The sequence below is a fragment of the Mycobacterium sp. IS-2888 genome (assembly GCF_001954215.1).
GTDB lineage: Bacteria > Actinomycetota > Actinomycetes > Mycobacteriales > Mycobacteriaceae > Mycobacterium.
Map to the genome: position 1 here is coordinate 45343 of NZ_MBET01000041.1, position 24088 is coordinate 69430.

Here is a 24088-nt window from a genome sequence, read left to right on the forward strand (position 1 = left end):
GCGTCAGCGATCAGGAATGAGGCGCTTGCTGGCCGTTTGGGAGCATCCCGTTGAGGATGCCGAGAATACCTTGCAGTTGGGCCCCCGCGGCCGGCCCGGACGCGTCGGGAGGCGGCGCACCATCCGTCTGCTGCCAGGGCTGGCAGCCATCCGTCTTGAACGCCTTGTCGGTCGGCTCGATGCGAACCACCTGCGGCTTCTTGCTCATCGAATTGTCGATGAGGTTGCCGTCGGGATTGCCCATCCGCTTCCAGTAGCACGTGCCGTTGGCGACCGGTCCCGCCGTGCTGTAGGTGCCCGGCGCGATGTCGGTCCCCACCGCGAACGTGCCGTCGTGGTCGATGCTTGTCTTCGGCCCGGACGCGGGTGCCGCTGGCGGCGGCTCCGCCGGTGACGGCTCGGGCGCCGGCTCCGGATCGCCGTAGGCAACGCCCGCGGACACCGCCCAGCCCGCGATGACCAGCGCCGCGGCGCCGAACCGTGCCGCAACAGATGCTGGCGCGTTAAACCACATAGAACAGCAGCGTACCGGGGCCGGCAGCCTATTTCATGTAGCTAGGTCAGCCTGCGGACCTTGCCGGCGTAGCCGAGCGCGTGCTCGTAGGTGTCGAGATTGTCTCGGGAAATCCTTGCGTGCACGGCACGCTCGAGGAAGAAACGCAGCACCGGGTTGTAGGCGTGATAGGTCTCGTGGAAGGTCAGCACCGTGGTGCCGTCGGGCTGTTCCTCGAGTTGGTGATAACCCTCCGCGCGCGACCACAGCGGCGCGCCGACCGCGACGTAGCGCGACAGCTTGTAGATCTCCGCCTCGGTGACGCTTTCCCACGACCGCCCTTTGCCGCCCGACAACAGGTACTTGGGTACCGGGAAGATGCAGGTGCGAACCAGACCCTCGCCCGCCTCGTTGCCTTCGTTCAGGATCTCCATGCTGCCGGTGGGCCACGTGAGGACCCGCGGACGCGGCGCGTCCGGTGGTACGGGCGGATGCAACACCCGCCAGACCTTCCGCGGCGGCGCATCGACATGGAATCGCACGGTGTAGGACTGCATCAGCCTTCTCCCCAGCTGTCCCAGTAGGTAACCGTTTCCGCGGGCGGTCGCGAGGCCGGGCGGAAGTCGGTGCCGATCGTGTAGGCGACCGGGAACAGCGCCGCCTGCGTCACCGTCGGCGGAATTCCGAGCACCTCGGCCACCTCTTGCTCCTTGGCCAGGTGCATCGTCGTCCACACCGAGCCCAACCCGCGGGACCGCAGAGCGAGCAGGAAGCTCCAGCCCGCTGGGATGATCGATGCCCACGCCGACGCGGCACTCAGCAGGGTGGAGTTGTCGATGCGGTTGTCCAGGCAGGGGATGACGTGGACGGGCACCCTGGCTAGCGTTTCGGTCAGGGCCAGCGCGCCGGCGTACACGCGCTGGGTCTGCGGATCCGAGGCCTCCTTGGCCGCGTACGCAAGATAATCGGCGCCGACGCTGCGATAGATCTCGCCGATTGCGGCGCGCTTGTCGGGATCGGTGATCACCAGCCATCGCCAGTCCTGCGCGTTACTCGCCGTGGGGGCCTGCATCGCCAGCCGTATGCACTCGAGGATCACTCCGCGACCGACGGGCCGGTTCAGGTCGAGCCGCCTGCGCACCGCGCGCGTGGTACTCAGCAGTTCGTCGACCGTGGCGATGTCCATTGGTTCCTTCCCGATGCTGGCCCGATGCTGGTCCGATGCTGGTCCGATGCTGGTTCGTGCTGGTCCTGTGCTGGTTTAAAGGTCGATTGCGCAGGACTGATCGACACCGAGCACCGTCAAGGAACGTCCCAGTCCGAGAAATACCGCGACGCACAGCGTGAGATCGAGAATCTCCTCGTCGGAGAACAACGCCCGCAGGCGCTCAAAAAAGGCATCGTCTATCGACGCGTGCGCGGTGGCGAAGCGCTCGGCGAATTCGATGGCGAGACGCTGGCGCGCCGTATAGCCCGGATAGCTGGCGTATGCGGCGACATTGTCGTAGAGCTCCGGCGCGACACCGGCGTCCGGGCCGGCATCCAATATGGACTGCGCGCGAAAATCTGAGCACGCCACACAATCGTTGATCTGCGCGATCCGCATCCTGGCCAGCTCGCGCTCGTCGGCCGGCAGGATGCTCTGCTGGTATGCCCCGCGGATCATCCGCTCGACCATGCCGCCAAGCTGCGGTCGCAGCGTCCAGATCATCGCGGCCTCGCCGCCGGGGCCATCCGGCACATTGACTCGGGCCATCCGCGAACTCCTGCCCGGTAAGGACGGTACCGAGTTGAGCAAACCAGATTCTCAACTGAACTGTCCAGGCCACTCGCGTCGTGTACTCCTCGGGTAATTGGGCATATGCCAAACCAACCCTGGACGTGGAAAACGGCCGGGGGCTAACGTCCGTTGAGCGGCGTTGAGCCCACAGCGCCGCGAACGGGAGGTCTCCGCGTGCTTTTCATGCACGAACTACACAAGGTGCGCGGCCGCGCCGAAGACGACTTCGAAGCGGCGTTCCGGGACGGCTGGATGCGGATACTCGCCGCGGGCGACGATGCCCGGTTGCTGTGGTACGCCAACCAGGCACACGGCAGTGGACCCGCCTACACCGTCGTCACGGTGACCGCCGTTCGCGACGGAGCCGCGTGGGAGCGACTGACGCTGCGGGTCCAGAAAGGCGACCTGCAGGAGTGGATGCGCAACCTCGACGAGCTCCGCCACGAGGTCGACGCGAAGCTGCTGATGCCGCTGCCATGGTCGCCGCTTCGGGAGGTCGACTTCGACGCGGTCCCCGCCGATGGCCGAGAACACGAGATGACCCTCTACATGGAAGACACCATGTGGCCCTACGAGGACAAGTTCGAGGAATACATCGTCCGCTGCGGCGAGGTGTACGCCAGGAGCCTTGAGCAGCCGTCGTCAATGCTGAAGATGCATGCGGCATTTCAGCCCGCGCTCGGCAGCCACCTGCGCCGCGAGGTGATCCTGATGCAGCGAATCAGTCGGCCCGAGGCGCTGCTCGACCTGCTCCGCAGCCACATCCCCGCCGAGTACCGTGCCCCTGGCACGTGGATGCATGACGCCTTGGATTTGCGCGATCAGTGGACCAGCCGGCTGCTGCGCACGTCCGAGTGGTCGCCGCTCTATTGATTACTGAGCCGCGCATGAACATCGGGACGATCCTCGACGCGGCGGCGAGCGGCGATCCGGGCCGCGCGGCGCTCATCGTCGACGGGCGCGCGATCAGCTACCGCGAGCTGGCGGCGGCCGTGCGGAACTGCGCCGCCGGGCTGGCCGCCCACGGGGTGGGGGCGGGGCAGCGCGTCGCGGTCGTCGACGGCGGAAGCCTGCTGTCCATCGCGACATTGCTCGCGGCGCCGCGACGTGGCGCCGCGGCTGCGCTGATGAACCCGGCGCTGACTCCGCCCGAGCTGCGGGGCCTGCTGAAGAACGCGGGCTGTGCCGACGTGGCGGTCGCGGGGGAGCAGTACGCCGACCGGCTTCGCGAAGCCGGCGCACCCACGGTGTTGACCGACGCCGACCTGCTCGACGGCGACGGCGTCGAACCTGCCGCCGACCCCGACACCCTCGCCGACGCCGACACCCTCGCCGACCGGGACGCCTTGATCCTTTTCACCAGCGGGACAACCGGACTCCCGAAGGCCGTCGCCATCACCGCCCGACAGCTCACGATGCGAATCCGGGGGATGACGGCGCCATTCCGCGCGGACGTCCCACCATCCGTCGGGATGATGTGCGTCCCCTTCTTTCACGTCGGCGGCGCGCTTGGCACACTCGGTAGCTTGTATTCGGGCAACACGTCGGTGGTGCAAACGCGGTTCGACGCCGGCGAGTGGCTTCGTCTGGTGTCGCAGCATCGGGTCAGCACGACATTCCTGGTGCCGACCATGCTGCAGCGGATCCTCGACCACCCCGACTTCGCGAACACCGATCTGACGTCTCTCGTCGCCATCGCCTACGGGGCCGCCGCCGCACCAATCAGCTTGGTGCGCAGGGCAATGGCCGCGCTGCCGCATGTGGCGTTCGCCAACGTGTTCGGCCAGACCGAGACCCTCGGCGCTTACACGACCCTGATGCCCGACGATCACCGTGACCCCGCCCGCGCCGGATCCGTCGGCCGACCGCTACCCGGAGTCGAGGTGCGCGTGGTGGACCCCGACACGGGCCGCGACGTCGAAGTGGGAGCGGTCGGCGAGCTGTGGGTGAACACCGCCCAGAACGTCACCGGTGGCTGGTTGCACACCGGCGACCTCGCACGCCAGGATGCCGACGGTTACATCTTCCCGAGCGGCCGGCTGAGTGACACCATCAACCGCGGGGGTGAGAAATTTGGGCCGATCGAAGTCGAAGAGGCGTTGCGTTCTCATCCCGCGGTCAGCGATGCCGCGGTCGCCGGAATCGCCGACGACGAGCTCGGCCAGCGGGTGGGTGCCGCGGTAGTGGCTTGTGCCCCAGTCACACTCGAGGAACTTCGATCGCACTGCCGAAAGGCGATCGCATACTTCAAGCTTCCCGAGCGACTCGCGATCGTCGACCACATTCCCTACAACGCGACCGGCAAAATCGACCGCCGCCAGCTCGTCGCGCTCATCGCGGACGATGGTTGAACCCAGGGAGTCCACGTGTTGTTTCTGCATGAGACCCACAAAGTGGTCGGCGCCCGAGAGGAAGAATTCGAGGCCGCCTACCGCGAGGGCTGGATGCCCACACTGGCCAAAGAAGACGACGCCCGGCTGCTCTGGTACACGAACCACGCTCATGGCAGCGGCGTCTCCTACAACGTGGTCACCATCACCGGCATCACCGGCGGCGCCGCTTGGGAGCGTCTGGCACAGCGCGCCCAGAGCGGCGACCTCCGGCCATGGATGCGCGAACTGGACAACCTGCGCCACGAGGTGACGGGGAAGCTCATGCTGCCCGTCGCCTGGTCACCGCTTCAGTCGGTGGACCTGACCACCGTGCCCACCGATGGCGCGACCCATCCGCTGAGCCTCTTCATGGAGGACACCGGTTGGCCCGACGCGCCACTGGACGACTACATCCGCTCGTGGGACGAGATCTACTACCGGCTGCTCTCGAAAGCCCCGCCGGGGATGCGGATCCTGGATATCCAAGCGTGCTTCCAGATTGCGCACGGGAGCTATCGGCGACGAGAAGCGATGCTGTGGCAGAAGATTGAGGACGCCAACAACTACGCGGCGCTCGTGCATCTGCTGACCACCGAGACGCCGCCCGAGCACCGCGCGCCCGGCAGCTACATGTATGAGGCCCTGAAGTATCGGGATCAGTGGGAGAGCCGATTGCTGCGGACGTCGGCCTGGTCACCCCTGTATTGAGGGGTCAAAGATTCCAAGAACGGTTCGGCCACGGCGAGAAAACCGTCCGGATCCGACGAGAACACCACGTGCCCGGTGTCGAGGATCTCGAGGCGGGAACCGCCAATGGCGTCATGGGTCGCGCGCCCAGCGCGCAGCGGTATCGCGATGTCCTTCTTACCCCACACGATGAGCGTGGGCGCGGTCAAATCAGCGGCACGACTTCGCAAATCGTGTGCAGGAGCCGGGAAGCTGCGCCAAAGTCCTGTTGCGAGGCGAACGCCCTCGGCCGTTTTCGCCGCGGCGATCGCGCGCTCGACGATCTGCCGGTCGTTGTCGGTCTTGGACTTCATGTAGCCGCGGACAAACGGGGGAGCGGCCCGGCGAAACACGGCCGGCGTGCCGAGCACCCGGCAAAAGGTGCGGGCTGGTGCGTTCAACGGTACGAAGCCGCCGGTGTTGACCAGAACCAGACCGGCGACGCATTCGGGGCGGGTGATCGCCAGCCGCGCGGCCGCGAACCCGCCGACCGAATTGCCGACCAACACAACCTTCGTCAGGCCGAGACCGTCGACAAGATCTTCGAGCACGTCGGCGAAGAGCGACGCGCTGGGCTCGATTGCTGGGTCGACGGGATCCGAGTCGCCGTGGCCGGGCCAATCCACTGCGATGGTGCGGTAGCGGCGGGCAAGCGTGTCGACGATCGGGTCGAAGTCATGCCTGTCGTGCAATATCGCGTGTAGGAGCAAAACCGTTGGCCCACTGCCTAATTCGCTGTAGGCAACACGGCCTGCCCGGGTTTGGATAGTCGGCATGGGAGTTCCTCTCGACTCTGTTGACCGACTGGTCGGTCATTCCGTACAGTACAACGGTAGACACGCCCTGACAAGGAGGGAATCGAGATGCGGCACGCCCCACCTCCCGAAGCGCCGTTCGCGGACAAGATGGCCTACTACCGCACGCAACACACCTCGAAGGGGGTCCGGGTTACCCACCTCGTCGGGACGCCGATCATCGCGGCCGGGCTGCCGCTGATGTTCGCCAAGCCGAAGGTCGGTGCCCCGATGTTCATCGGGGGATGGGCCATGCAGATAATCGGCCATCGGCTGTTCGAGAAGAACCTCCCGTCCACGCATAAGGGGTGGATCACGTATCAACTGACCGGCGTCATTCACGTGTGCGAGCAGTACGGCGAAATGCTGGCCCGCCGCAGCCAGCGCAAAGCGGGCTTGCGGTGAGATCGCCCGAGCCGGGCCGTAATGCGCTGCTGGATGCTGGACGCCGGCTGTTGGGGACCGCCGACCTGGCCCGGATCTCCGTCAACTCGATCGTTGCCGAGGCCGGGATGGCAAAAGGCAGCTTCTATCAGCACTGGCCCAGCCGGGCCGAATACGTGCGGGCGCTGCACGCTCGGTTTCACGACCAGTTGGAAGAATCGATCGCCGCGGCCATGGCCGACCTACCGCCCGGCCGCGACCGGCTCGAGGCGGGGATGAACACCTATCTTGACGGCTGCTTGTCCGACCCGGCCACCAAAGCATTGCTCGTCCAGTCACGCACCGAGGCCGGACTGAGCGATTTGGTCGCGACCCGGAATAAGAGCGCGGCCACGCTGATAGCGCCCGACTTGGCGGCGCTTGGATGGACGCCACCCGAACCGATCGCGGTGCTCCTGGTCGCCGCGGTCGCCGAGATCGCCCTTGTCGAGCTCGCCAACGGCAAGCCCGACAAGCAGTTGCGCCGCGCGTTGCTTCGGTTGGCAGCCCGAACGGGTTAGGCGTGTCGTTCAGGGTTTGCAGGCGGACTCGAGGGAAAGTACCGGACCACCGGATTGCAGCGACAGCAGATACAGGTAGGTCGGGAGCGAATGTTCGCACGCCACAGTGGATTTGACGAGGGTCTTAGGCGGAAGCGGCGTCAGTCGGATCGGGTTCAGCTCATACGGATTGAGCACGTGCTCGTAGTTGATCGGAGGGGGCAATGCCGGGACGATGTCGAGGCGATTGGCAATCCGATACGAGTTGAGCACCACCTGGTCGTAGGTGCTGGCAAACAGAGAATCCCCGGTGCGCGGGCTGCCATAGGTGTAGACGGCCGGAGCCTTGAAACGCGTATTCGCCGCGACGTCGAGTGCAAGCAGGGTCGCGAGCGCTCCGCCCAAGCTGTGCCCGCAGATCGTCACCGAAGTGACGGGCCGCGGGAACGCAAGCGTCGCAAGCGCATTGACCACGGCCGGCGAACCCGGCGCGGTCCCCGTCGTCAGCGACTCGTACATTTCGGTGAAGCCGTCTTCCGTGTGGCCGGCGCCGGCCAGAAATGGGCACGGCACCAGATCGAACTCGACGTCGTGAATCCACTCCAGGATTCCTTCGGTGCCCCGAATCGCGATGACCACATCGCCGGCTTGATTGACCTGACACATCAGCCCGATGGAAACCTCGTCGGCGGCCCGGATCGGGTTCATGTCGGTCGCCAGATCGTTGGCGTAGATCGTCGTGACGACGGTGTAGTCGACGCCGCCAGCGCTCAACTCCTGGCCGGCCGCGTTCGTCAAATCGCTGGGAGGTGTCGCGTAGGTTGCGTTTACCAGTTGGCCGAATTGTATTGCCTTCATTACATCTAACGCCGGCGGCATCGGCATGGCGCCCCCCGTCAGGCTCCGAATGTGCCGGTGAGGACGGCGTGTGCCGTTGCGGCCTGCGCTATCGCTTGCGCCGCTTGCGGTCCGGTCGCTCCCGCCGGCAGTTGGAACGTGGGCGGCAGCTGGTAGAGAGTGAACCGGTAATGATGTGTCCCCGTGCCCGCTGGCGGACACGGCGCCGCGTAGCCGGACCGCCGCTCGAATTCGCCAGAGTGGTTGCTCCGGCGGGTGTTTGACCGTCCGCGGTGCTGCCGGACCCGGAGGGGATTCCGGCCACGATCCAGTGCACGTAGGGCCCGCTCGGGGCGTCGGGGTCGTCGACGACGAGCGTGCCCCCCGACGGCGCCGACCAGGCCAACGGCGGCGCCGTTTTGGCGCCCTTGCAGGTGTACTGCACCGGGATCGGCGCGCCGTCGGCGAACGCGGGGCTCGTAATGGTCAGTGGTCCGGTCGACGGCGCTTGGGGCATGGACTGGCCGGCCGTCGTCGCTTGCGGGGCCGGTGGCGCCGTCGTTCGAGCATTAGTCCGAGCGTTATCGTGGCCACCGCAGCCGGCCAGCATCACCAGCGCTGCCAGGCCCAGGCAGGCCGATGCGATTGGACGAGGTGTGCGACCCGAGGTTTCCATACCACCCAGTGTCGTCAACCGGCTATCCAGAGAACAGGGGTCCCAGAAAACAGGGCCAGGAAACAGGGCCAGAAAGACAGGGGTGGCGGCTACTTGCCGTCTCCCTTGACCTTGAGCACTCGCTTCCGCAGGCCCTCGGTCGCCGTTTCCATCAATCCCTTTGCGCCCTTCTTGACGAGAAACCCGGGGATGGGCACGGTGGGGTCGACCGTGAGCTCGAAGCGGAGGCGGGTGGAATCGCCTTCGGGCGTCAGCGTGTAGCGGCCGTCCTGCGCGCGTTGTTGCTTGGCGCTGACCAGTGACCAGCTCACCCCGTCGTCATGCACGGAGTAGGCCAGTACCTGTTCGTCGCTGACGCCGACGATCTTGACGACCTGCCGCGATTTGCTTGGTCGGCCTTGGTCGTCGCGCTCCAGCACTTCGACCTTTTGATGGGCCGAGGACCACTCGGGCAGCGATTCGATGTCGAAAAGGACGTCCAGGATCTCGTCGGGCGTCGCCTCGATGACGACTTCGCGTGAATCAGAGACAGCCATGCTTGGACGCATAACCAATGCGGCGGCGTTGAAACCCGGCCCGCAAAGCTCCAGCGAACCCTAGGGCACCAACACGACCTTGCCGACGTTCTCCCGCGCAGCCAGTATGCGATGCGCCTCGGGCGCTTCGGCGAACGGAACGGCCGCGTGCACGATCGGTGAGATCGTCCCGTCGTGCAGCGCCTGGCTCAGCGGCGTGATCCAGGGCTCCAGGGTGCCGCGGTCGTCCCACAGCCGCAGCATGTTCAGGCCGATCACGGCTTTCGAGTCCTCCAGCTGGCGGAGCAGGTTGAAGCCGCGCAACATCGACAGCGCCTGTGGAGCCGCCCGGCGCAGCGAGCGTTTCTCACCCTGCTGCAGCGCCGAAACGCCGTATCCCACAAGCCTTCCACCGGGGCGCAGCAGGTCGTAAGACCGCCGCAGCGATGTTCCGCCGAGGGCGTCGAGGACCAGATCGTAGGGGCCCAGCCCCTGCCACCAGCCGTCGCGGCGATAATCGATCGCGCGGTCGACGCCCAGCTCGGCGAGCTTCTGGTGTTTGCCGGGCGACGCCGTGCCGTGCACTTCGGCCCCGGCGGTCTTCGCGAATTGGATGGCCGCGATGCCGACCCCGCCCGCCGCGGCGTGGACCAGGACCCGCTCGCCGGCGCGCAGGGACCCGTAACCGTGCAGGGCCGCCCACGCAGTCGCATAGTTGACGGGCACCGCGGCGCCCTGCTCGAAGGTGAGTGCGTCGGGGATCGCGACGGAGTCGGTGGCCGCGACGTTGACGATCTCGGCGTAGCCGCCGAATCGCGTTCCCGCGAGCACCCGTTCACCGACGCGTCCCGGGTCGACGCCGTCACCGACGGCCTCGACGGTCCCGGCGACCTCGTAGCCGACGACCGCCGGAAGCTTGGGTGCGTCCGGATAGAGGCCGACGCGGGCCATGTGGTCGGCGAAGTTCACCCCCGCCGCGCGCACCGCGACCCGGAGTTGACCCGGGCCGGGTGGGGCGGGGTCCGGCCGCTGCTCGACCCGCAGCACCGAGGGGTCACCGTGTTTTGTGATGACGACCGCGCGCATCGTGTCAGGCCTCCACGGCAATGTTGGCAAGGCGGGGGAGCACGACGTCACGCCACCCGGATCCCATGCGATTGAAGGCGTCGGCCATACGCTTGTCGTCCAGATCAAAGCCGCTGTGCTCCAAGAACACTCGGGTGCCCGTACCTTCCTCCTCGAGACGCCAGGTCAGCGTCCAGGCCGGCGTGAACGTGTAGACGAAGCGGTGCGGTGGATCGACCTCCAGCACCTTGCAGGGTTGCTTGCCATATCCCGGCATGTCGAGCGTGAATTGGTGGCCGACCACCGCGGCGACCTGGCCCTCAGCCCACCAGAGCCGCATCAGCTCGGGTTCGGTCAGCAACCGCCACACCTTGGCGGGCGGAGCGGCCACGAATTGGTCGACACGGATGGTCGCGGGCGTCGAAGTCTCCGTCATTCCAGCTCCTCTGCTGCCTCGGCGAGCGCGGCCAGCCGTCCGCGCCAGAACTTCTCGAATGGATGCAGCCACTCGCCGAGCTCCGCCAACGGCTCCGCGGTCAGGCGGTAGATGCGATGCCGGCCCCGCGGTTCGTCGGCGACCAGCCCGGCCTCGCGCAACACCCTGAGGTGCTCGGCGACGGCGGGGCGGCTCAGCTCGAACCGGTCGCTTAGTTCCCCCGCCGACAGTTGCTGTCGGGTAAGGATTTCCAGCAGTTCCCGCCGCACCGGGTTGGCCAGAGCGAGAAAGATGCGGTCGGAAGCGGCCATGGACGACACCATATGTCGGAAATTCCCGACATGTCAATCAAGTAAATAAATGGCGCGGCGAGGAAAATGGCGCGGCCGTGTCGCTTCGGATCGGACCACGGGCGATCTACCGTTAGTGAGACTAATCAGACAGCGACGACGAGGTTGATGTGGACAGCGACATGGCGGCAGTCGCCACTCGGCTGAGCGAGCGGGTCACCGAGATCGGCGCAGCCATATCCACCACTGTCGAGGACAACATTGCCGAACTTCCCCGCGACGAGCGAATGACCGAGCTGATGCATCGGGCGATCCGGGATCACCTGCAGACAATCCTGCACGCGCTGCTGCACAGCGTCGGGGTGGAGAAGGTCAAGGCGCCGCCGGCGGCGATCGAGTACGCCACACGCCTTGCCCAGCACGACGTTTCGCCGCATGCCATGATGCGCGCGCACCGACTGGGGCAACGCCGGATGACCGAGCTGGTGTTCGCCGAGCTGCAAGCGTTGGGCCTGGAACCGGCGGCGAGGGTTGCGGTCATCCAGGTGATCACCAAGGCGCTGTTGAAGTACGTCGACGCGGTGGAACTGCAATCCCTCGCGGCCTATCAGGGCGAGCGCCAGTCGCTGCTGGAAAATCGGAGTACTGCCCGCGACATGCGGGTGCGAGACCTGCTCGAGGACGACGCACCGATCGACGTCGACGCCGCGTCCACGGCAATCGGGTATCCGCTGAGCTGCCAGCACCTTGCTGTCATCGTGTGGTATCCCGATGGCGACCCGGCTGGCGAGGAGTTCGCGCGCCTGCAGCGGTTCGTTCGCGACCTGGCGAAGACCGTCGACACCTCGGCAAGCGCACTGTTGGTCACCGATCCGGGCGGCGCGTGGGTCTGGCTGCCGTACCGCTCAGCGCCGGGCGACGTCGTCGCGAAAATCCGCCAGTTCGTGCGCTCGCGGGCAGATGCGCCCAACGTCGCGATCGGAGCGATCGGATCCGGCGTCAAAGGATTCCGGCGATCCCACCGCCAGGCACAACGCGCGCGGACGGCGTCGCGCTCCCGCGGCACGGAGAGGGTACTGGTCGCCGCCACCGACCCCGGCATCATCGCGCCGGCGCTGCTCGGCGCGGGCATCGACGAGGTCCGCGAATGGGTGGCCGACGTGCTTGGTCCGTTGGCGTCCGACACCGACGACGACGCCGGCCTGCGGAACACCCTGCGGGAATTCCTGCGATCCGGCTCGGGCTACGACGCCCAGACAGAAGAACTCAGCGCGGATCCCAGCATCGTGAAGTCGGGCGTCGAGAGAGCGGTGGCCAGGCGTGGACGGCCGATCGACGACCGAGTCGATGTCGGACTCGCGTTGATTGCATGCGAGTGGTACGGCGCGGCCGTGTTGCGGCGGGGCTGAGCGACTTTGTCGGCGCCCTCCCGGCCATTACCGTCCTAGTCTGTGCATTTCCGGTGGGAACGGCTGAGGGTCAATGCGTATCGCTGCCGGCTGAAGTTCTGCGACGTCACGGTCGGGCTGGTGTTTGGCCGTTCGGGAGCACTGCTTGTCGACACCGGCAGCTCGCTCACCGAAGGCGCCGCGATCGACGCCGACATTCGGCAGCTAGCCAGCCGTTCGGTCACACATATCGTGTTGACCCACAAGCACTTCGACCACGTCTTGGGTTCCGCGATGTTTGCCGGAGCCGAGATCTACTGCGCACCAGAGGTTGTCGAGTATCTGTCGTCATCCACCGACCTGATTCGCGCTGATGCCCTAGACCATGGCGCGGATGCCCGCGAAATCGACCGCGCCATCGCGGCATTGCGGACGCCAGACCATGCGGTCTGCGACGCCGTCATCGACCTAGGCGATCGCACGGTCACGATCGCCTACCTGGGCCGCGGACACACCGCTTCGGACTTGGTCGTGATGGTGCCCAGCGCTGCCGGCGACGACGGCCGGGCCCTCGTGTTCACGGGCGACCTCGTGGAGGAGTCCGCGAAGCCGGCGATCGATGCCGACTCCGATGTGGCGGCCTGGCCGGCAACCCTTGATCGGCTGCTCGCGCTCGGTGGACCCGATGCGATCTATGTCCCCGGGCACGGAAAAATCGTCGACGCGGAATTCATTCGTCGCCAGCGGAATTGGTTGAGAGAACGAGCGAACCTGCAGCGCGGCTAGGCGCGGGCCGCGGTGCACGCGGCGATGAGGGCATCCGGGTCGGTGACGCTCACCCACAGCGAGCGCAGCCGCACCGACCTGAAGACGACCTTCGCGTCCACTGGTGGCTCGATCGTCAACGCCACGAGGCCCTTCCCGGAACCATTGACCAGCCAGCGTCCGCGCGAGTAGTGCACGCCCCAGGCCAACACCCGCTCGTCCTTTGCCTCAGCAGTGGCGATGGACGCCAACGGGATATCGGCCTCAAACGCCCAGCCCATCTTCACGTGCAAGGAACCGCCTGCAACGCGCAGCTCGCTGCGCTCGGGTCCCATGCCCACGGCAACCGCCAAGGGCACATACCAGCGGTCAAAGCGCAATTTCGCCTCCATGGTGGTGACCTTACTCATCGCCGACCGCGTTTGCTGACGATTGCGCGGCCGGGTGGTCCGGGTGCCGGCCCACCCAGCCACGAAGGCCGGGTCGTAGTGTGCACGAGGGCGCGTTCAGCCCGGTGCAGCGCGGCGGTCGCGTCGGGCAACGGATCCGCAACGAACGGAGTGTCACCGAGTTGATTCAGACAGTCACATCGCATGATCGATGACGTGTTGCTTTCTTGGGTTGTCACGGGCCTGTGCGCGCTGAGCGCCGCCGCGTGGGGGCTCGCGCTCGTCGGTAGGCATCGATCGTGGACCGAGGTCGTCCGATGTGGGTTGCATTTCGCGATGGCAGTGGCGATGGCGGTGATGGTCTGGCCGTGGGGCGCGCAGCTTCCGGCGACGGCGCCCGCGGTGTTCTTCGCGGTGGCGGCCCTATGGTTCGTGACCTTGGCCCTTGTTCCAGCCGAAACGGTCCCGCTACGGACGGTGTACGGATATCACGCCCTGATGATGCTGGCGATGGTGTGGATGTATGCGTTCATCCACGGGCTCGTGTTGCCGCACCACTCGTCGACGCACCTCCACGCGGGTATGGAGATGGCTGACACGACGGCGTCGACCACGGCCGGGTCGCCGGGCTGGATCGCGACAATGAATTGGTTCTGGTTCGTTGGCTTCGTGGCCGCCACCGTATTCTGGGCGTCAGGACTGGGAATCAAGCGGTCGGACGGCTCGACATACCGTTCGTCGCGTTCGCTCACCACGCCGGCTCATGCGGCGATGGCCGCCGCGATGTCTATCATGTTCGGCGCCACGCTATTTCAGGTCTGAGCCAATTCTCGCGTTGCGGCCAAACACGTGTCCGTCGGCGCTGCCCACGAAGAGCTCCGTCCACCGATGATTGAACCGTGTTACCCGGGGATAGACTCACATTCAGCGGAATCGTGCTGAAGAGGAGCGTAATTTCATGGCCATCATCGACGCGGACACTGAAGTTCCCGCACCGTTCGACCAAGAGGTCGCCGCCACGCAGCGATACTTCGACGACCCGCGGTTCGCCGGAATTATTCGCCTCTACACCGCCCGGCAAGTAGCGGAGCAGCGCGGCACGATCCCCACCGACTACACCGTGGCGCGGGAAGCGGCTGGGGCGTTCTACAAGCGCCTGCGCGAACTCTTCGCCGCCAAGAAGAGCATCACGACGTTCGGGCCCTACTCGCCGGGGCAGGCGGTGAGCATGAAGCGGATGGGCATCGAGGGGATCTACCTCGGCGGCTGGGCGACCTCCGCCAAGGGTTCCACCACCGAAGACCCGGGGCCCGACCTGGCCAGCTACCCGCTGAGCCAGGTTCCCGACGACGCCGCGGTCCTCGTGCGCGCGCTTCTGACCGCCGACCGCAACCAGCAGTATCAACGGCTGCATATGACCGAGCAGCAGCGCGAAGCGGCCAAGGAATACGACTTCCGGCCGTTCATCATCGCCGACGCCGACACCGGACACGGTGGCGATCCGCACGTGCGCAACCTGATCCGCCGGTTCGTCGAGGTCGGTGTCCCGGGCTATCACATCGAAGACCAGCGTCCGGGCACCAAAAAGTGCGGCCACCAGGGCGGGAAGGTGCTGGTCCCGTCGGACGAACAGATCAAGCGCCTCAACGCCGCCCGTTTCCAGCTCGACGTCATGCGGGTGCCCGGCATCATCGTGGCGCGCACCGACGCGGAAGCGGCCAACCTGCTCGACAGCCGCGCCGACGAGCGCGACCAGCCGTTCCTGCTCGGTGCCACCAACCTCAACATCCCGTCCTACAAGGCCTGCTTCCTGGCACTCGTTCGGCGCTTCTACGAGCTGGGAGTCAAGGAACTCAACGGCCACCTGCTCTATGCGATGTCCGACGCCGAGTACGCCAACGCCACCGCGTGGCTCGAGCGCCAAGGCATCCAGGGGCTCGTCTCCGACGCCGTCAACGCGTGGCGCGAGAACGGGCAGCACTCGATCGACGATCTCTTCGATCAGGTCGAGTCGCGGTTCGTGGCCGCCTGGGAGGACGACGCCGGGCTGATGACCTATGGAGAGGCCGTGGCCGAGGTGCTCGAATTCGGCGAGAGCGAGGACGAGCCCGCTGACATGAGCCCCGGGGACTGGCGCCGGTTCGCCGAGCGTGCATCTCTGTTCGCCGCCCGTGAGAAGGCCAAGGAGCTGGGCCTTGATCCGCCGTGGGACTGCGAATTGGCCAAGACGCCGGAGGGCTACTACCAGATCCGCGGCGGTATTCCCTACGCGATCGCCAAGTCGCTGGCAGCGGCGCCGTTCGCCGACATCCTCTGGATGGAGACGAAGACCGCCGATCTGGCCGATGCCCGGCAGTTCGCCGAGGCGATCCATGCCGAATTCCCCGACCAGATGCTGGCCTACAACCTCTCGCCGTCGTTCAACTGGGACACCACGGGCATGACCGATGACGAGATGAAGCGTTTCCCCGAAGAGCTCGGCAAGATGGGCTTCGTCTTCAACTTCATCACCTATGGCGGACACCAGATCGACGGCGTCGCCGCCGAGGAATTCGCCGGTGCGCTGCGGCAGGACGGCATGCTGGCGCTGGCGCGCTTGCAGCGCAAGATGCGCCTCGTCGAATCTCCCTACCGCACGCCGCAAACCCTGGTCGGTGGCCCGCGCAGTGATGCCGCGCTGGCCGCATCCTCGGGCCGCACGGCGACCACCAAGGCAATGGGTAAGGGCTCGACCCAGCACCAGCACCTCGTGCAGACCGAGGTGCCGAAGAAGCTGCTGGAGGAGTGGCTGGCGCTGTGGAGCGAGCACTACCAGCTAGGCGAGAAACTTCGCGTCCAGCTGCGGCCCCGCCGCCCCGGGTCGGATGTGCTCGAACTCGGGATTTATGGCGACGGGGACGAGCAGCTGGCCAATGTCGTCGTCGATCCCATCAAGGATCGCCACGGCCGCAGCATCCTCACGGTGCGCGACCAGAACACCTTCGCCGAAAAGCTGCGCAAGAAGCGGCTGATGACCTTGATCCACCTCTGGCTCGTGCACCGCTTCAAGGCCGACGCGGTGTACTACGTCACGCCCACCGAGGACAACCAGTATCAGACCTCGAAGATGAAGTCGCACGGCATCTTCAGCGAGGTCTACCAGGAGGTCGGCGAGATCATCGTCGCCGAGGTGAACAAGCCGCGCATCGCAGAGTTGCTCACGCCCGACCGCGTGGCGCTGCGCAAGCTGATCACCAAGGAGGGTTAGGGCCCCGCCCGCCCGCGCCAGATTTACCTTCGACCCTGTTTGCACTGCTGCATGCCCGGGTACGACAGGTGAATTGGATAAGTGTGGCGCGAGTGGAGAGTGGGGAATCTGATGAGATCCGAAGCCAGAACTGCTGTCGCGCTTTTTGGCGGCGCGGCCATGCTCGTCGCAGCGGTCGGATGTGGGGGCGGTGGCAATAAAGGGCCCAGCAGTACCACAACGACGACACCAACCACCACTTCGTCGACCAGCGTCGCGCCAACCACGGCGCCGGGTACCGGCGGTGGCGCTCCGACGGGCGGCGGCACCGTCCCCGGTGGCCCCACTGGCGGTGGCGGCCCCGGCGGCGGCGGTGGCAGCGTCCCGGGTGGCCCCACGGGTGGCGGCGGTCCCGGTGGCGGCGGTGGCACCGTTCCCGGCGTCGGCGGAGGCGGCGGTGGACCGGGCGGTGGCGGCGGTTGCGTCGGCAACGTCTGCGGCGGATATCCGTGATCGCATGCCGTCCCTGAGCATGCCGGTATCGAGCGTGCGCTAAAGCACTTCAGAAACGGAGACTTGCTCCCAAGCCGGTGGGGTCATGCAAAGCTGGCCCCACCGGCTGAGCCATCTCCGGAGGTCTAGGGCGGATCGCGCATTCGGGTTATGGTTTCGGACAACTCGATTGCAAAGGGACCTCAATGGCCAAGCTCAGGTTCGGTTATTTCATCGCCCCATTCCATCGCGCGGGCACCAACCCCACGCTTGCGCTACAACGCGACCTGGAATTCATCGAGCACCTCGACGCCCTCGGCTTCGACGAGGTGTGGTTGGGCGAGCACCATTCGGCCGGCAGCGAGATCATCAGCTCACCGGAGATCTTCATCGCCGCAGCGGCCGAGCGGGCCAAGCGGATTCGGTTCGGGACCGGGGTCATCTCGCTCGCGTATCACAACCCCCTTTGGGTCGCCGACCGCCTGATGCTGCTCGATCACCTCACCCATGGTCGCGTGATCGGCGGGATGGGACCGGGCTCGTTGCCCACCGACTCGGCAATGATCGGACTGAATCCCACCGATACTCGCGAGCTTCTCGAAACCAACCTCGACATCGTCGTCCGGTTGCTGGCGGGAGAAACTGTGAGCGCGAAAACCGCGACACACCAGCTGTTCGACGCCAAGTTGCAGCTCGCCCCATATTCGGACGGCGGGATCCCGCTGGCGGTGGCCGCGGTAGCCTCACCGACCGGCGCGAGGCTGGCCGGCAAGCACGGCATCGGCCTGCTCTCTATCGGGGCGACGCTGACCGTCGAGGGCTTCAACGCGCTGTCGTATCACTGGGGCATCGTCGAGGAGCGCGCGGAAGCCTTCGGCACCAAAGTCGACCGCAAGGACTGGAGCCTGGTCGGGCCGATGCACATCGCCGAGACCGACGAACAAGCGCGCGCCGACGTGAAATTCGGCATCGAGTCGTGGTTCAACTACTTCCAGAAAGTGGCCGCCTTCCCACAGATGACGATGCCGGGAGAGCAGCTCGACGAGATGATCGACGTCATCAACGACAACGGGGCAGGTGTCATCGGGACTCCCGAGCGCGCGCGGGAACAAGTGCAGCGGGTGTGGGATCAGTCCGGCGGCTTCGGCTGCTTCCTGCAGATGGGCCACGAGTGGGCCAACCCGGCCGCCACCAAACGCTCCGCCGAATTGTTCGCCGCCGAAGTCATACCGCACTTTCAGGGTCAGGCGCAGCCGACGCTGGATGCCGCGGCGCGCGCCGGCCAGGTGCGCGACGGGCTCGCGCAGTCGCAGCTGCAGGCCGTCGAGCACATGGCCAAGAAGTACCAGGACGAAGTCAGTTCGAAATAGCGGCTCGAAAAGCTCTGAGCCGCAGGAATAATCGCTACCGTCGGCCGGCCGACTCGCGCTCGGCCGCCTTCACCAGGCGGCCCGCGAAAAACCGCACGGCACCGCCCATCGCGGCCCGCATCAATGGACCGGTCCCGCGAACTCCCTCGGTAAACGAGCCTGTCCAGTGAATGTCGGTGCCGCCGGCCGCATTCGGCGTGAACACGACTTCGCCGAAATAGTCCTTGGCCGGTGAGGGGGGTCCGACCAGTTTGTAGGCGTGCCGGCGATCCTGCTCGTACTCGACGGTCTCCTCCTGCACCAGTACGGGCCACATCCCGACCTTGCGGATAGCCCCGACGCCGCCGGGCGCCGGATCACCTCGCCGCGCCCAGCTCGAGTGCAACACGATCGGCTTGGCCCATTTCGACCAATTGGCACCATCCGCCACGAGCCGGAATAACGTTGCGGCCGGCGCGCTACTGGTCTTGTCGATCTCGAACGAAAACTTCCGACCCGCCATGCCGACTCCCTGATGAGACAACCAAATGACCCCGAATGGGATTGCCGGGTACCTTACCGTCCACGCCAGGTCAGGCGCATACTCACCCTGTGAGTCAAGCCGACGCCGTTTCAGCCTGCCGGCACGCATCGAGGCCGGCCGCTCCGCGTCGCAGCGCCTGCGGACGCGAAAGATGTTGTGAATAAACATGGTAATGCGACTGCCGGTACTAATCCTCGCGGCGATGCTGTCGCTCAGCGGCTGCTCCAATGGTCGAAACGCTGCGCCCGCCAGCACTACAACGAATCACGACGCCGCGACAAACCGTAGCCAGAACATACTCGACGCCGCTATCGAGGCCGGCGGACCCGGATGCTCGGCAGCGGTAGGCATCAAGGGAAAAGTCGTCTGGACGGGAGTTCGCGGCGTCGCCGACGTGTCAAACGGCAATGCGATCACCGCGCAAACCGTGTTCGACATCGCCTCGGTCTCCAAGCAATTCACTGCCACCGCGCTGCTGTTATTGGTTGACTCAGGGAAGGCAACGCTCGACGACCCGTTATCCCGATACCTGCCCGAACTGCCAACGTGGGCCGGCACTATCAGCGTCGGAGAGCTGATGCACCAGACAAGCGGCATCCCCGAGTACGTCGGGCTGCTCGAGGCGCAGGGGTTCGAGCTGAGCGACCATACGACGCAGGATCAAGCCCTGCAGGCGCTGGTCGGCGTGCCGAACGGGGAGTTTCCACCCGGTTCGCGGTTCGAATATTCGAATTCCAACTACTTGCTGTTGGGCGAGATCGTCCGCCGGATCACGCGGAAACCGCTGGCGCAGTTGCTCGCCGAGGAAATCTTCCGCCCGTTGAGTCTGGCAATGGTCTTGGATCCGACCGGAGAGGTTCCCGGCAAAGCCATCGCGTATGAGAAGGGCAGCGAAGGGTACCGGGCGACCCGATCGGGCTGGGAGCAGGTCGGTGACGGCGGCATCCAGACCACGCCAAGCCAACTGGTCTACTGGGCGGACAACTACCGAACCGGCCGCCTGGGCGGACCCAAGCTGCGGGAGGCGCAACTGGCCGGCGCGGTGCCGACCGAGCCGACGGGCGGCGACAAGTATGGCGCCGGGATCTACGTCCTAGCCAACGGCATGCTCGATCACGACGGCGCCTGGGGCGGGTTCGTCACGGCGTTCCGCATCAGCAAGGACCGAGCAACCTCGGTGGCCATCAGTTGCAACACCGATAAGCAAGACCCGGAAGCGCTTGCCGACTCGCTGGCGAAACTCTGGATGTAGCCCGCATCAAAGCACATGGGGCGCAACGAGAACCGCGGCGCCCGCCACCCCGAACCCGATCAGGAACGCGATCACCGTAAAGCCCATTACCTGGCGCACATTGAGCTTCGCGATCGCGATTACCGGCAAGAGCCAGAACGGCTGAATCATGTTCGCGACGCCCTCGCCGACCGCGACCGACATCGACATCAGCCCAAGGTAAGCCGACGAGTGCTGGCCAACCGCCACGGCCGAACCGACCGCTATTGGCCCCTGCACCGCCCAGTGCCCGCCGCCGGACGGCACGAATAGCGAGATGAGGACCGAACCGACGAACGTCAGAAACGGCAGCGTGTACTGATCCGCGCCCCGCACCAGCGCCTCGGCCAACACCGTCTGCAGCGCCTTGCTCGACCCCGTCGGCAGGTAACCCAGCAGCCCCACGATTCCGCCGTACAGCGGATACTGCAGCAGCAGCGGGCCGGACACCCTTGCCGCAGCGGAAAATGCGCGGATGAAACGAATCGGCGTGCGATGCAGCAAAGCGCTCGTCACGGTGAACAGCATGATTATCGACGAAATGTTCAGCGCAAAGCCGCTCAGCGCGAAGTACGTTACGCCCGCGGCGAAGACAACGACATTGAGGATCCACAAATTTTCCAGCCACTCGGCAAAGCTCCGCTTGCCCTCGGGCGGGTCCGGTTCGGGCTCCTCCTCGAACACCGCGGGGTCGGGCTCGAGGCTCTGCGTGGGTGCCATGCGCCAGATCGCGGTGCCGAGTAGGGCGAACACGACGAGCACCGCGACCACGTTGTACGGCTGAAAAATTGTCAGCTTTAGCGGCACGATCGTGCCGGTCATCTTGTGAATCACGTTGATTGGGCTGGACGGGTCCGTGTTAGCGAGCGCGATCGACGACGACAGACCCTGCGTCCAGACGATGAAACCCATGAACCCGGCGGCGATCAGGTAGCCGAAATGCGCACCGGTGAGTCGCTTTGCGACCTGGCGCGCGACCAACGCCCCCGCCACCAGGCCGAGTCCCCAGTTCAGTAGGGAGAACACGGTGCTGACGCAGAAGCACAGCAGGGCGCCCTGAACCTGGTTGGTCGGCTTGCTTGCGAGACGGACGATGGCCCGCTTCAGGACCGGCGCCTCGGCCAGCGTGTAACCCGTCACCAGGACGAGCACCATCTGGAACGCGAAGGTGAAGATGTTCTGCGGCCCCCACACGCCGCCGTACCACGCCTTGAGAATGCCGGAGGCCGTGGCGCCCCGGACCAGTAGCGCAACCAACCCGACGACGATCAGGGTCAGGATGACCGCGAACAAATACGGGTCCGGCATCAGCCGTTCGACGTAGCGGACGCACAGCGCGGTGAGGCGCTGAACAAACCCGCCTCGTTCGACGTGTCGATCTTCTTCCGTGGTCATCGGCTTCCTTTACCGTGGTCGTTCGCTCGCGTGTGGTTTCGTTCGGTCGTCTAAACCTTGCCTTACGCAACCGCTAGCCGCTCGGTGGCATCCTGGCGGTGTGGGTGTGCTTATCCGGCTGGCGGAGTTCCTGATTTTGCTGCTGCCGCTGGTGGGCCTGGTCATCGGCGCGCTGCGGGCCTTTCGCGGCAACCGACCGCGCGCTGCCGAATCGCCCGAGCCCATGGCCGAGCCGCCCGAACGCAGCGCCAACAATCAGGTGGCTCAATGGCAGTCGCTGAAACGGGTGCTGGAGGAGCACAGCCGCACCGACAAACGCTGGCTCGACTACGAGCTCGACTTCGCCAAGCTGCTCGACTTCCCCCTCATGACCGACATGCGTAACCCGCTCACGATCGGCTTCCACAAAGCAAAGCTCCGAGCGGATTTCCTGCGGCCCGTCAAAGCCGAAGATCTCCTCGATGATCGGGAGACCGCCGCGCAGTACCTGTCCGCAGTCGAGGAATACGTGAGCGCCTTCAACGTCGCGGAGGCAGAGGCGATGCGCCGGCGCCGCAGCGACTTCTCCCAAGAAGGCCAGCAGCGTATCGCGCGGGCCCAAAACCTGTTGCGGGTGGCCGCAGACGCCGCCGCGGCCCCGCAGGAACGCCAGAACGCCTACGACCGGGCCCGCAAGGAACTCGATGGCCTCGTCGTGCTGCCGTCCACCACGCAGGCCAGCATCGAGCGCGGAATCTCCGGTCAGATAGAGCCATAGATCGCGACGGCGACGGCCTCCGCCGTGCCACGATGAGCGAGTGACCACCACGCCCGGGCCGCCGGCCGCTGAGTCGGATGGGAGCCCGGATCTCGCCGGGTACCCGATCGTCGCGCCGCCGCTGCCCGGTCGGGTCACCTTCGAGCAGCGCTGGGACGATCTGACTTTCATCCATTGGCCGGTGCGGCCCGAGACCGTCGCAGGTCTGTGCCCGCCCGGAACCCGCCCCGATGTCTTCGCCGATGGGTTGACGTACGTGGCGCTGGTTCCGTTCATGTTGAGCAGCACCAAGGTCGGCACCACGCTGCCGCTGCCATATTTCGGCAGCTTCGCGGAGACCAACGTCCGGCTCTACACGGTCGATGACGCCGGACGACACGGCATCGTGTTCCGGTCGGCGGAAACGGCGCGCCTGGCCGCCGTTCCCGCGATCCGGATCGGCCTCGGCGTCCCCTACACCTGGTCGCGGATGCGGGTGGCGCGATACGGCGACCAGGTGACGTACGACAGCGTCCGCCGCTGGCCCCGGCGCGGCCTGCGCAGCCGGGTCACGGTCACCGTTGGCGACCCGATCCAGCCGACACCGCTCGAGGTGTGGCTTACCGCCCGGTGGGGCGCGCACACCCGCAGGAGCGGCCGTACGTGGTGGGTGCCGATCGAGCACGAGCCGTGGCCATTGCGCGCGGCCGAGATCGTCGAGCTGAGCGACGAATTGGTGGGTGCCGGTGCGGTGCGACCCGCCGGAGATCGGTTGCGTGCGCTGTTTTCGCCCGGCTTGCGAACCCGGTTCGGCCGCGCCCGCACCGTCGAATAACCGCGCGGTCAGGGGCAGCAGTAGCCGCCGTCGATCACGACGTCCGAACCGGTCATGTAGCTCGATGCCTCGCTGGCCAGGTACAGGTAGAGGCCGCTGAGCTCGTCCGGCCGGCCCAGGCGGCCCAGCGGTATCTTGGGCTCCCACAGCGCGTGTAGCTCGGCCATGGGCATGACGAGCTCGGTGAGGATATAGCCCGGACTGACGCTATTCACCCGGATCTTGTGCGGCGCGAATTCGACGGCCATGGCCTTGGTCAGGTGGATGACCGCCGCCTTCGAGGCGCAGTAGTGGCCGACCTGCTGCGGGATGTTGATGATGTGTCCGGACATCGAGGCGGTGTTGATGATGACTCCGCCTTGTCCCTGCCGGACCATTGCCCGGGCCGCCGCCTGGGCGGTCAGAAACACGCCCTTCACGTTGGTGTCCTGAATGCGCTGGAATTCCTCCGGGGACATCTCCAGCATCGGAGTGACGGCGACGATCCCGGCGTTGCAGACCGCGATGTCAATGCCGCCCAGCTCGGCGGTCACCCGGTCCAGCATCCCGTCGACCTGGTCCGGCCGGGTCACGTCGCAAGAAACGGGCAGCACCCTGCCGCCCGCGGCGGCGAGCTCATTCGCGACCTCCTCCAAGACCTCGGAATGCCGTGCCGCGATGGCCACTTCCGCGCCCGCTTGCAGGAACGCCCGCGCGACTTCCTTGCCGATGCCGCTGGACGCCCCGGTTACCAGGGCCCGCTTGCCGTTCAGGCTGAACAAGTCCAACACGTTCATCCGATATCCCCATCCA

The 24088-nt window shown here is 66.1% G+C and carries 28 protein-coding genes and 1 pseudogene; 14 read left to right on the forward strand and 15 right to left on the reverse strand.

Annotated elements, in window-relative coordinates:
• Positions 1–10: 10 nt before the first annotated feature.
• From A5745_RS06725 to A5745_RS06740, 4 genes are all read right to left on the reverse strand, one after another.
• Positions 11–514: a hypothetical protein gene (locus A5745_RS06725; RefSeq protein ID WP_076115545.1), complete on the reverse strand. Its 504-nt coding sequence runs from the start codon at positions 512–514 to the stop codon at positions 11–13.
• A 41-nt stretch (positions 515–555) separates the two neighbouring features.
• Positions 556–1050, reverse strand: coding sequence for an SRPBCC family protein (locus A5745_RS06730; protein ID WP_076115546.1), 495 nt, complete (start codon positions 1048–1050; stop codon positions 556–558).
• Positions 1050–1679, reverse strand: coding sequence for a nitroreductase family protein (locus tag A5745_RS06735; protein WP_076115547.1), 630 nt, complete (start codon positions 1677–1679; stop codon positions 1050–1052). Before A5745_RS06735 ends, A5745_RS06730 begins: the two co-directional genes overlap by 1 nt.
• A 75-nt stretch (positions 1680–1754) precedes the next feature.
• Positions 1755–2249 carry a carboxymuconolactone decarboxylase family protein gene (locus A5745_RS06740; protein WP_076057957.1) on the reverse strand — a complete coding sequence of 165 codons (495 nt, stop codon included), beginning with the start codon at positions 2247–2249 and terminating at the stop codon, positions 1755–1757.
• 207 nt (positions 2250–2456) lie between these two features.
• On the opposite strand from A5745_RS06740, the gene A5745_RS06745 reads away from it, so the two are divergent.
• Genes A5745_RS06745 through A5745_RS06755 form a run of 3 tightly spaced genes read left to right on the forward strand, consistent with a single transcriptional unit; the run spans position 2457 to position 5353 of the window.
• Positions 2457–3146: a hypothetical protein gene (locus A5745_RS06745; RefSeq protein ID WP_240562935.1), complete on the forward strand. Its 690-nt coding sequence runs from the start codon at positions 2457–2459 to the stop codon at positions 3144–3146.
• Between the two features lie 14 nt (positions 3147–3160).
• Positions 3161–4624, forward strand: a complete 1464-nt coding sequence (locus A5745_RS06750) for a class I adenylate-forming enzyme family protein (RefSeq protein ID WP_076115548.1) — start codon at positions 3161–3163, stop codon at positions 4622–4624.
• A gap of 15 nt (positions 4625–4639) precedes the next feature.
• On the forward strand, positions 4640–5353 hold the full coding sequence (locus tag A5745_RS06755; protein ID WP_076115549.1) for a hypothetical protein: 714 nt from the start codon (positions 4640–4642) through the stop codon (positions 5351–5353).
• Here A5745_RS06755 and A5745_RS06760 read toward each other — a convergent pair.
• On the reverse strand, positions 5302–6147 hold the full coding sequence (locus A5745_RS06760) for an alpha/beta fold hydrolase (RefSeq protein WP_076115550.1): 846 nt from the start codon (positions 6145–6147) through the stop codon (positions 5302–5304). The two genes, A5745_RS06755 and A5745_RS06760, sit on opposite strands and share 52 nt — an antisense overlap.
• An 87-nt stretch (positions 6148–6234) precedes the next feature.
• On the opposite strand from A5745_RS06760, the gene A5745_RS06765 reads away from it, so the two are divergent.
• The gene (locus A5745_RS06765; RefSeq protein ID WP_076115551.1) at positions 6235–6570 is read left to right on the forward strand and encodes a DUF962 domain-containing protein; all 336 of its coding nucleotides are present in this window, start codon (positions 6235–6237) and stop codon (positions 6568–6570) included.
• Complete coding sequence (locus A5745_RS06770) at positions 6567–7109, forward strand: TetR/AcrR family transcriptional regulator (protein ID WP_076057951.1); 543 nt, start codon at positions 6567–6569, stop codon at positions 7107–7109. The genes A5745_RS06765 and A5745_RS06770 overlap by 4 nt, the downstream gene beginning before the upstream one ends.
• 9 nt (positions 7110–7118) lie before the next feature.
• On the opposite strand, the gene A5745_RS06775 is transcribed toward A5745_RS06770, so the two are convergent.
• From A5745_RS06775 to A5745_RS06800, 6 genes and pseudogenes are all read right to left on the reverse strand, one after another.
• Entirely contained in the window at positions 7119–7946 is an 828-nt protein-coding gene (locus A5745_RS06775) for a lipase family protein (protein ID WP_076115552.1), read from the reverse strand.
• 38 nt (positions 7947–7984) lie between these two features.
• Positions 7985–8601: pseudogene (locus A5745_RS06780) on the reverse strand (YbhB/YbcL family Raf kinase inhibitor-like protein).
• 89 nt (positions 8602–8690) lie between these two features.
• Positions 8691–9137, reverse strand: coding sequence for an SRPBCC family protein (locus A5745_RS06785; protein ID WP_076057948.1), 447 nt, complete (start codon positions 9135–9137; stop codon positions 8691–8693).
• A 60-nt stretch (positions 9138–9197) separates the two neighbouring features.
• Positions 9198–10202 carry a medium chain dehydrogenase/reductase family protein gene (locus A5745_RS06790; RefSeq protein WP_076057947.1) on the reverse strand — a complete coding sequence of 335 codons (1005 nt, stop codon included), beginning with the start codon at positions 10200–10202 and terminating at the stop codon, positions 9198–9200.
• Positions 10203–10206: 4 nt separating this feature from the next.
• Positions 10207–10617, reverse strand: coding sequence for an SRPBCC domain-containing protein (locus A5745_RS06795; protein ID WP_076057946.1), 411 nt, complete (start codon positions 10615–10617; stop codon positions 10207–10209).
• A complete protein-coding gene (locus A5745_RS06800; protein WP_371336863.1) occupies positions 10614–10928 on the reverse strand; it encodes an ArsR/SmtB family transcription factor in 315 nt (104 codons plus the stop codon). The genes A5745_RS06795 and A5745_RS06800 overlap by 4 nt, the downstream gene beginning before the upstream one ends.
• 149 nt (positions 10929–11077) lie before the next feature.
• Between A5745_RS06800 and A5745_RS06805 the strand changes: the two genes are divergently transcribed.
• Together A5745_RS06805 and A5745_RS06810 are read left to right on the forward strand one after the other, a co-directional pair.
• Positions 11078–12316, forward strand: a complete 1239-nt coding sequence (locus tag A5745_RS06805) for a CdaR family transcriptional regulator (protein WP_083662763.1) — start codon at positions 11078–11080, stop codon at positions 12314–12316.
• Positions 12317–12358: 42 nt separating this feature from the next.
• On the forward strand, positions 12359–13081 hold the full coding sequence (locus A5745_RS06810; RefSeq protein WP_076115553.1) for an MBL fold metallo-hydrolase: 723 nt from the start codon (positions 12359–12361) through the stop codon (positions 13079–13081).
• Here A5745_RS06810 and A5745_RS06815 read toward each other — a convergent pair.
• Positions 13078–13452 (reverse strand): hypothetical protein, encoded by a 375-nt coding sequence (locus tag A5745_RS06815; protein ID WP_076058150.1) that lies wholly within the window; start codon positions 13450–13452, stop codon positions 13078–13080. The two genes, A5745_RS06810 and A5745_RS06815, sit on opposite strands and share 4 nt — an antisense overlap.
• A gap of 201 nt (positions 13453–13653) precedes the next feature.
• Here A5745_RS06815 and A5745_RS06820 point away from each other — a divergent pair, with 201 nt between their 5' ends.
• From A5745_RS06820 to A5745_RS06835, 4 genes are all read left to right on the forward strand, one after another.
• The gene (locus tag A5745_RS06820) at positions 13654–14271 is read left to right on the forward strand and encodes a DUF5134 domain-containing protein (protein WP_076115554.1); all 618 of its coding nucleotides are present in this window, start codon (positions 13654–13656) and stop codon (positions 14269–14271) included.
• 136 nt (positions 14272–14407) lie between these two features.
• Positions 14408–16696 carry an isocitrate lyase ICL2 gene (aceA, locus tag A5745_RS06825; protein ID WP_076057942.1) on the forward strand — a complete coding sequence of 763 codons (2289 nt, stop codon included), beginning with the start codon at positions 14408–14410 and terminating at the stop codon, positions 16694–16696.
• Between the two features lie 111 nt (positions 16697–16807).
• A complete protein-coding gene (locus tag A5745_RS24975) occupies positions 16808–17188 on the forward strand; it encodes a hypothetical protein (RefSeq protein WP_240562934.1) in 381 nt (126 codons plus the stop codon).
• A 185-nt stretch (positions 17189–17373) separates the two neighbouring features.
• On the forward strand, positions 17374–18537 hold the full coding sequence (locus A5745_RS06835) for an LLM class flavin-dependent oxidoreductase (RefSeq protein WP_076057941.1): 1164 nt from the start codon (positions 17374–17376) through the stop codon (positions 18535–18537).
• Positions 18538–18571: 34 nt separating this feature from the next.
• On the opposite strand, the gene A5745_RS06840 is transcribed toward A5745_RS06835, so the two are convergent.
• Positions 18572–19039: an SRPBCC family protein gene (locus A5745_RS06840; protein WP_076057940.1), complete on the reverse strand. Its 468-nt coding sequence runs from the start codon at positions 19037–19039 to the stop codon at positions 18572–18574.
• Positions 19040–19226: 187 nt separating this feature from the next.
• On the opposite strand from A5745_RS06840, the gene A5745_RS06845 reads away from it, so the two are divergent.
• The gene (locus A5745_RS06845) at positions 19227–20312 is read left to right on the forward strand and encodes a serine hydrolase (protein ID WP_076057939.1); all 1086 of its coding nucleotides are present in this window, start codon (positions 19227–19229) and stop codon (positions 20310–20312) included.
• A 6-nt stretch (positions 20313–20318) separates the two neighbouring features.
• On the opposite strand, the gene A5745_RS06850 is transcribed toward A5745_RS06845, so the two are convergent.
• Positions 20319–21725 (reverse strand): TIGR00366 family protein, encoded by a 1407-nt coding sequence (locus A5745_RS06850; protein ID WP_076115555.1) that lies wholly within the window; start codon positions 21723–21725, stop codon positions 20319–20321.
• Between the two features lie 100 nt (positions 21726–21825).
• Between A5745_RS06850 and A5745_RS06855 the strand changes: the two genes are divergently transcribed.
• Together A5745_RS06855 and A5745_RS06860 are read left to right on the forward strand one after the other, a co-directional pair.
• The gene (locus A5745_RS06855; RefSeq protein ID WP_076057937.1) at positions 21826–22482 is read left to right on the forward strand and encodes a hypothetical protein; all 657 of its coding nucleotides are present in this window, start codon (positions 21826–21828) and stop codon (positions 22480–22482) included.
• A 40-nt stretch (positions 22483–22522) separates the two neighbouring features.
• Positions 22523–23296 carry a YqjF family protein gene (locus A5745_RS06860; protein ID WP_076115556.1) on the forward strand — a complete coding sequence of 258 codons (774 nt, stop codon included), beginning with the start codon at positions 22523–22525 and terminating at the stop codon, positions 23294–23296.
• Between the two features lie 8 nt (positions 23297–23304).
• Here A5745_RS06860 and A5745_RS06865 read toward each other — a convergent pair whose 3' ends face one another.
• The gene (locus A5745_RS06865) at positions 23305–24072 is read right to left on the reverse strand and encodes an SDR family oxidoreductase (RefSeq protein WP_076115557.1); all 768 of its coding nucleotides are present in this window, start codon (positions 24070–24072) and stop codon (positions 23305–23307) included.
• Positions 24073–24088: the final 16 nt, after the last annotated feature.

Excerpts from the sequence above, each read along its gene's own strand:
- A5745_RS06815 (WP_076058150.1), bottom strand. The coding sequence starts at position 13,452 with ATGGAGGCGAAATTGCGCTTTGACCGCTGGTATGTGCCCTTGGCGGTT.
- A5745_RS06750 (WP_076115548.1), top strand. The coding sequence starts at position 3,161 with ATGAACATCGGGACGATCCTCGACGCGGCGGCGAGCGGCGATCCGGGC.
- A5745_RS06735 (WP_076115547.1), bottom strand. The coding sequence starts at position 1,679 with ATGGACATCGCCACGGTCGACGAACTGCTGAGTACCACGCGCGCGGTG.
- A5745_RS06740 (WP_076057957.1), bottom strand. The coding sequence starts at position 2,249 with ATGGCCCGAGTCAATGTGCCGGATGGCCCCGGCGGCGAGGCCGCGATG.
- A5745_RS06785 (WP_076057948.1), bottom strand. The coding sequence starts at position 9,137 with ATGGCTGTCTCTGATTCACGCGAAGTCGTCATCGAGGCGACGCCCGAC.
- A5745_RS06745 (WP_240562935.1), top strand. The coding sequence starts at position 2,457 with ATGCACGAACTACACAAGGTGCGCGGCCGCGCCGAAGACGACTTCGAA.
- A5745_RS06775 (WP_076115552.1), bottom strand. The coding sequence starts at position 7,946 with ATGAAGGCAATACAATTCGGCCAACTGGTAAACGCAACCTACGCGACA.
- A5745_RS06730 (WP_076115546.1), bottom strand. The coding sequence starts at position 1,050 with ATGCAGTCCTACACCGTGCGATTCCATGTCGATGCGCCGCCGCGGAAG.
- A5745_RS06840 (WP_076057940.1), bottom strand. The coding sequence starts at position 19,039 with ATGGCGGGTCGGAAGTTTTCGTTCGAGATCGACAAGACCAGTAGCGCG.
- A5745_RS06760 (WP_076115550.1), bottom strand. The coding sequence starts at position 6,147 with ATGCCGACTATCCAAACCCGGGCAGGCCGTGTTGCCTACAGCGAATTA.
- aceA (WP_076057942.1), top strand. The coding sequence starts at position 14,408 with ATGGCCATCATCGACGCGGACACTGAAGTTCCCGCACCGTTCGACCAA.
- A5745_RS06850 (WP_076115555.1), bottom strand. The coding sequence starts at position 21,725 with ATGACCACGGAAGAAGATCGACACGTCGAACGAGGCGGGTTTGTTCAG.
- A5745_RS06765 (WP_076115551.1), top strand. The coding sequence starts at position 6,235 with ATGCGGCACGCCCCACCTCCCGAAGCGCCGTTCGCGGACAAGATGGCC.
- A5745_RS06845 (WP_076057939.1), top strand. The coding sequence starts at position 19,227 with ATGGTAATGCGACTGCCGGTACTAATCCTCGCGGCGATGCTGTCGCTC.
- A5745_RS06835 (WP_076057941.1), top strand. The coding sequence starts at position 17,374 with ATGGCCAAGCTCAGGTTCGGTTATTTCATCGCCCCATTCCATCGCGCG.
- A5745_RS06795 (WP_076057946.1), bottom strand. The coding sequence starts at position 10,617 with ATGACGGAGACTTCGACGCCCGCGACCATCCGTGTCGACCAATTCGTG.
- A5745_RS06790 (WP_076057947.1), bottom strand. The coding sequence starts at position 10,202 with ATGCGCGCGGTCGTCATCACAAAACACGGTGACCCCTCGGTGCTGCGG.
- A5745_RS06865 (WP_076115557.1), bottom strand. The coding sequence starts at position 24,072 with ATGAACGTGTTGGACTTGTTCAGCCTGAACGGCAAGCGGGCCCTGGTA.
- A5745_RS06725 (WP_076115545.1), bottom strand. The coding sequence starts at position 514 with ATGTGGTTTAACGCGCCAGCATCTGTTGCGGCACGGTTCGGCGCCGCG.
- A5745_RS06800 (WP_371336863.1), bottom strand. The coding sequence starts at position 10,928 with ATGGCCGCTTCCGACCGCATCTTTCTCGCTCTGGCCAACCCGGTGCGG.
- A5745_RS06820 (WP_076115554.1), top strand. The coding sequence starts at position 13,654 with ATGATCGATGACGTGTTGCTTTCTTGGGTTGTCACGGGCCTGTGCGCG.
- A5745_RS24975 (WP_240562934.1), top strand. The coding sequence starts at position 16,808 with ATGAGATCCGAAGCCAGAACTGCTGTCGCGCTTTTTGGCGGCGCGGCC.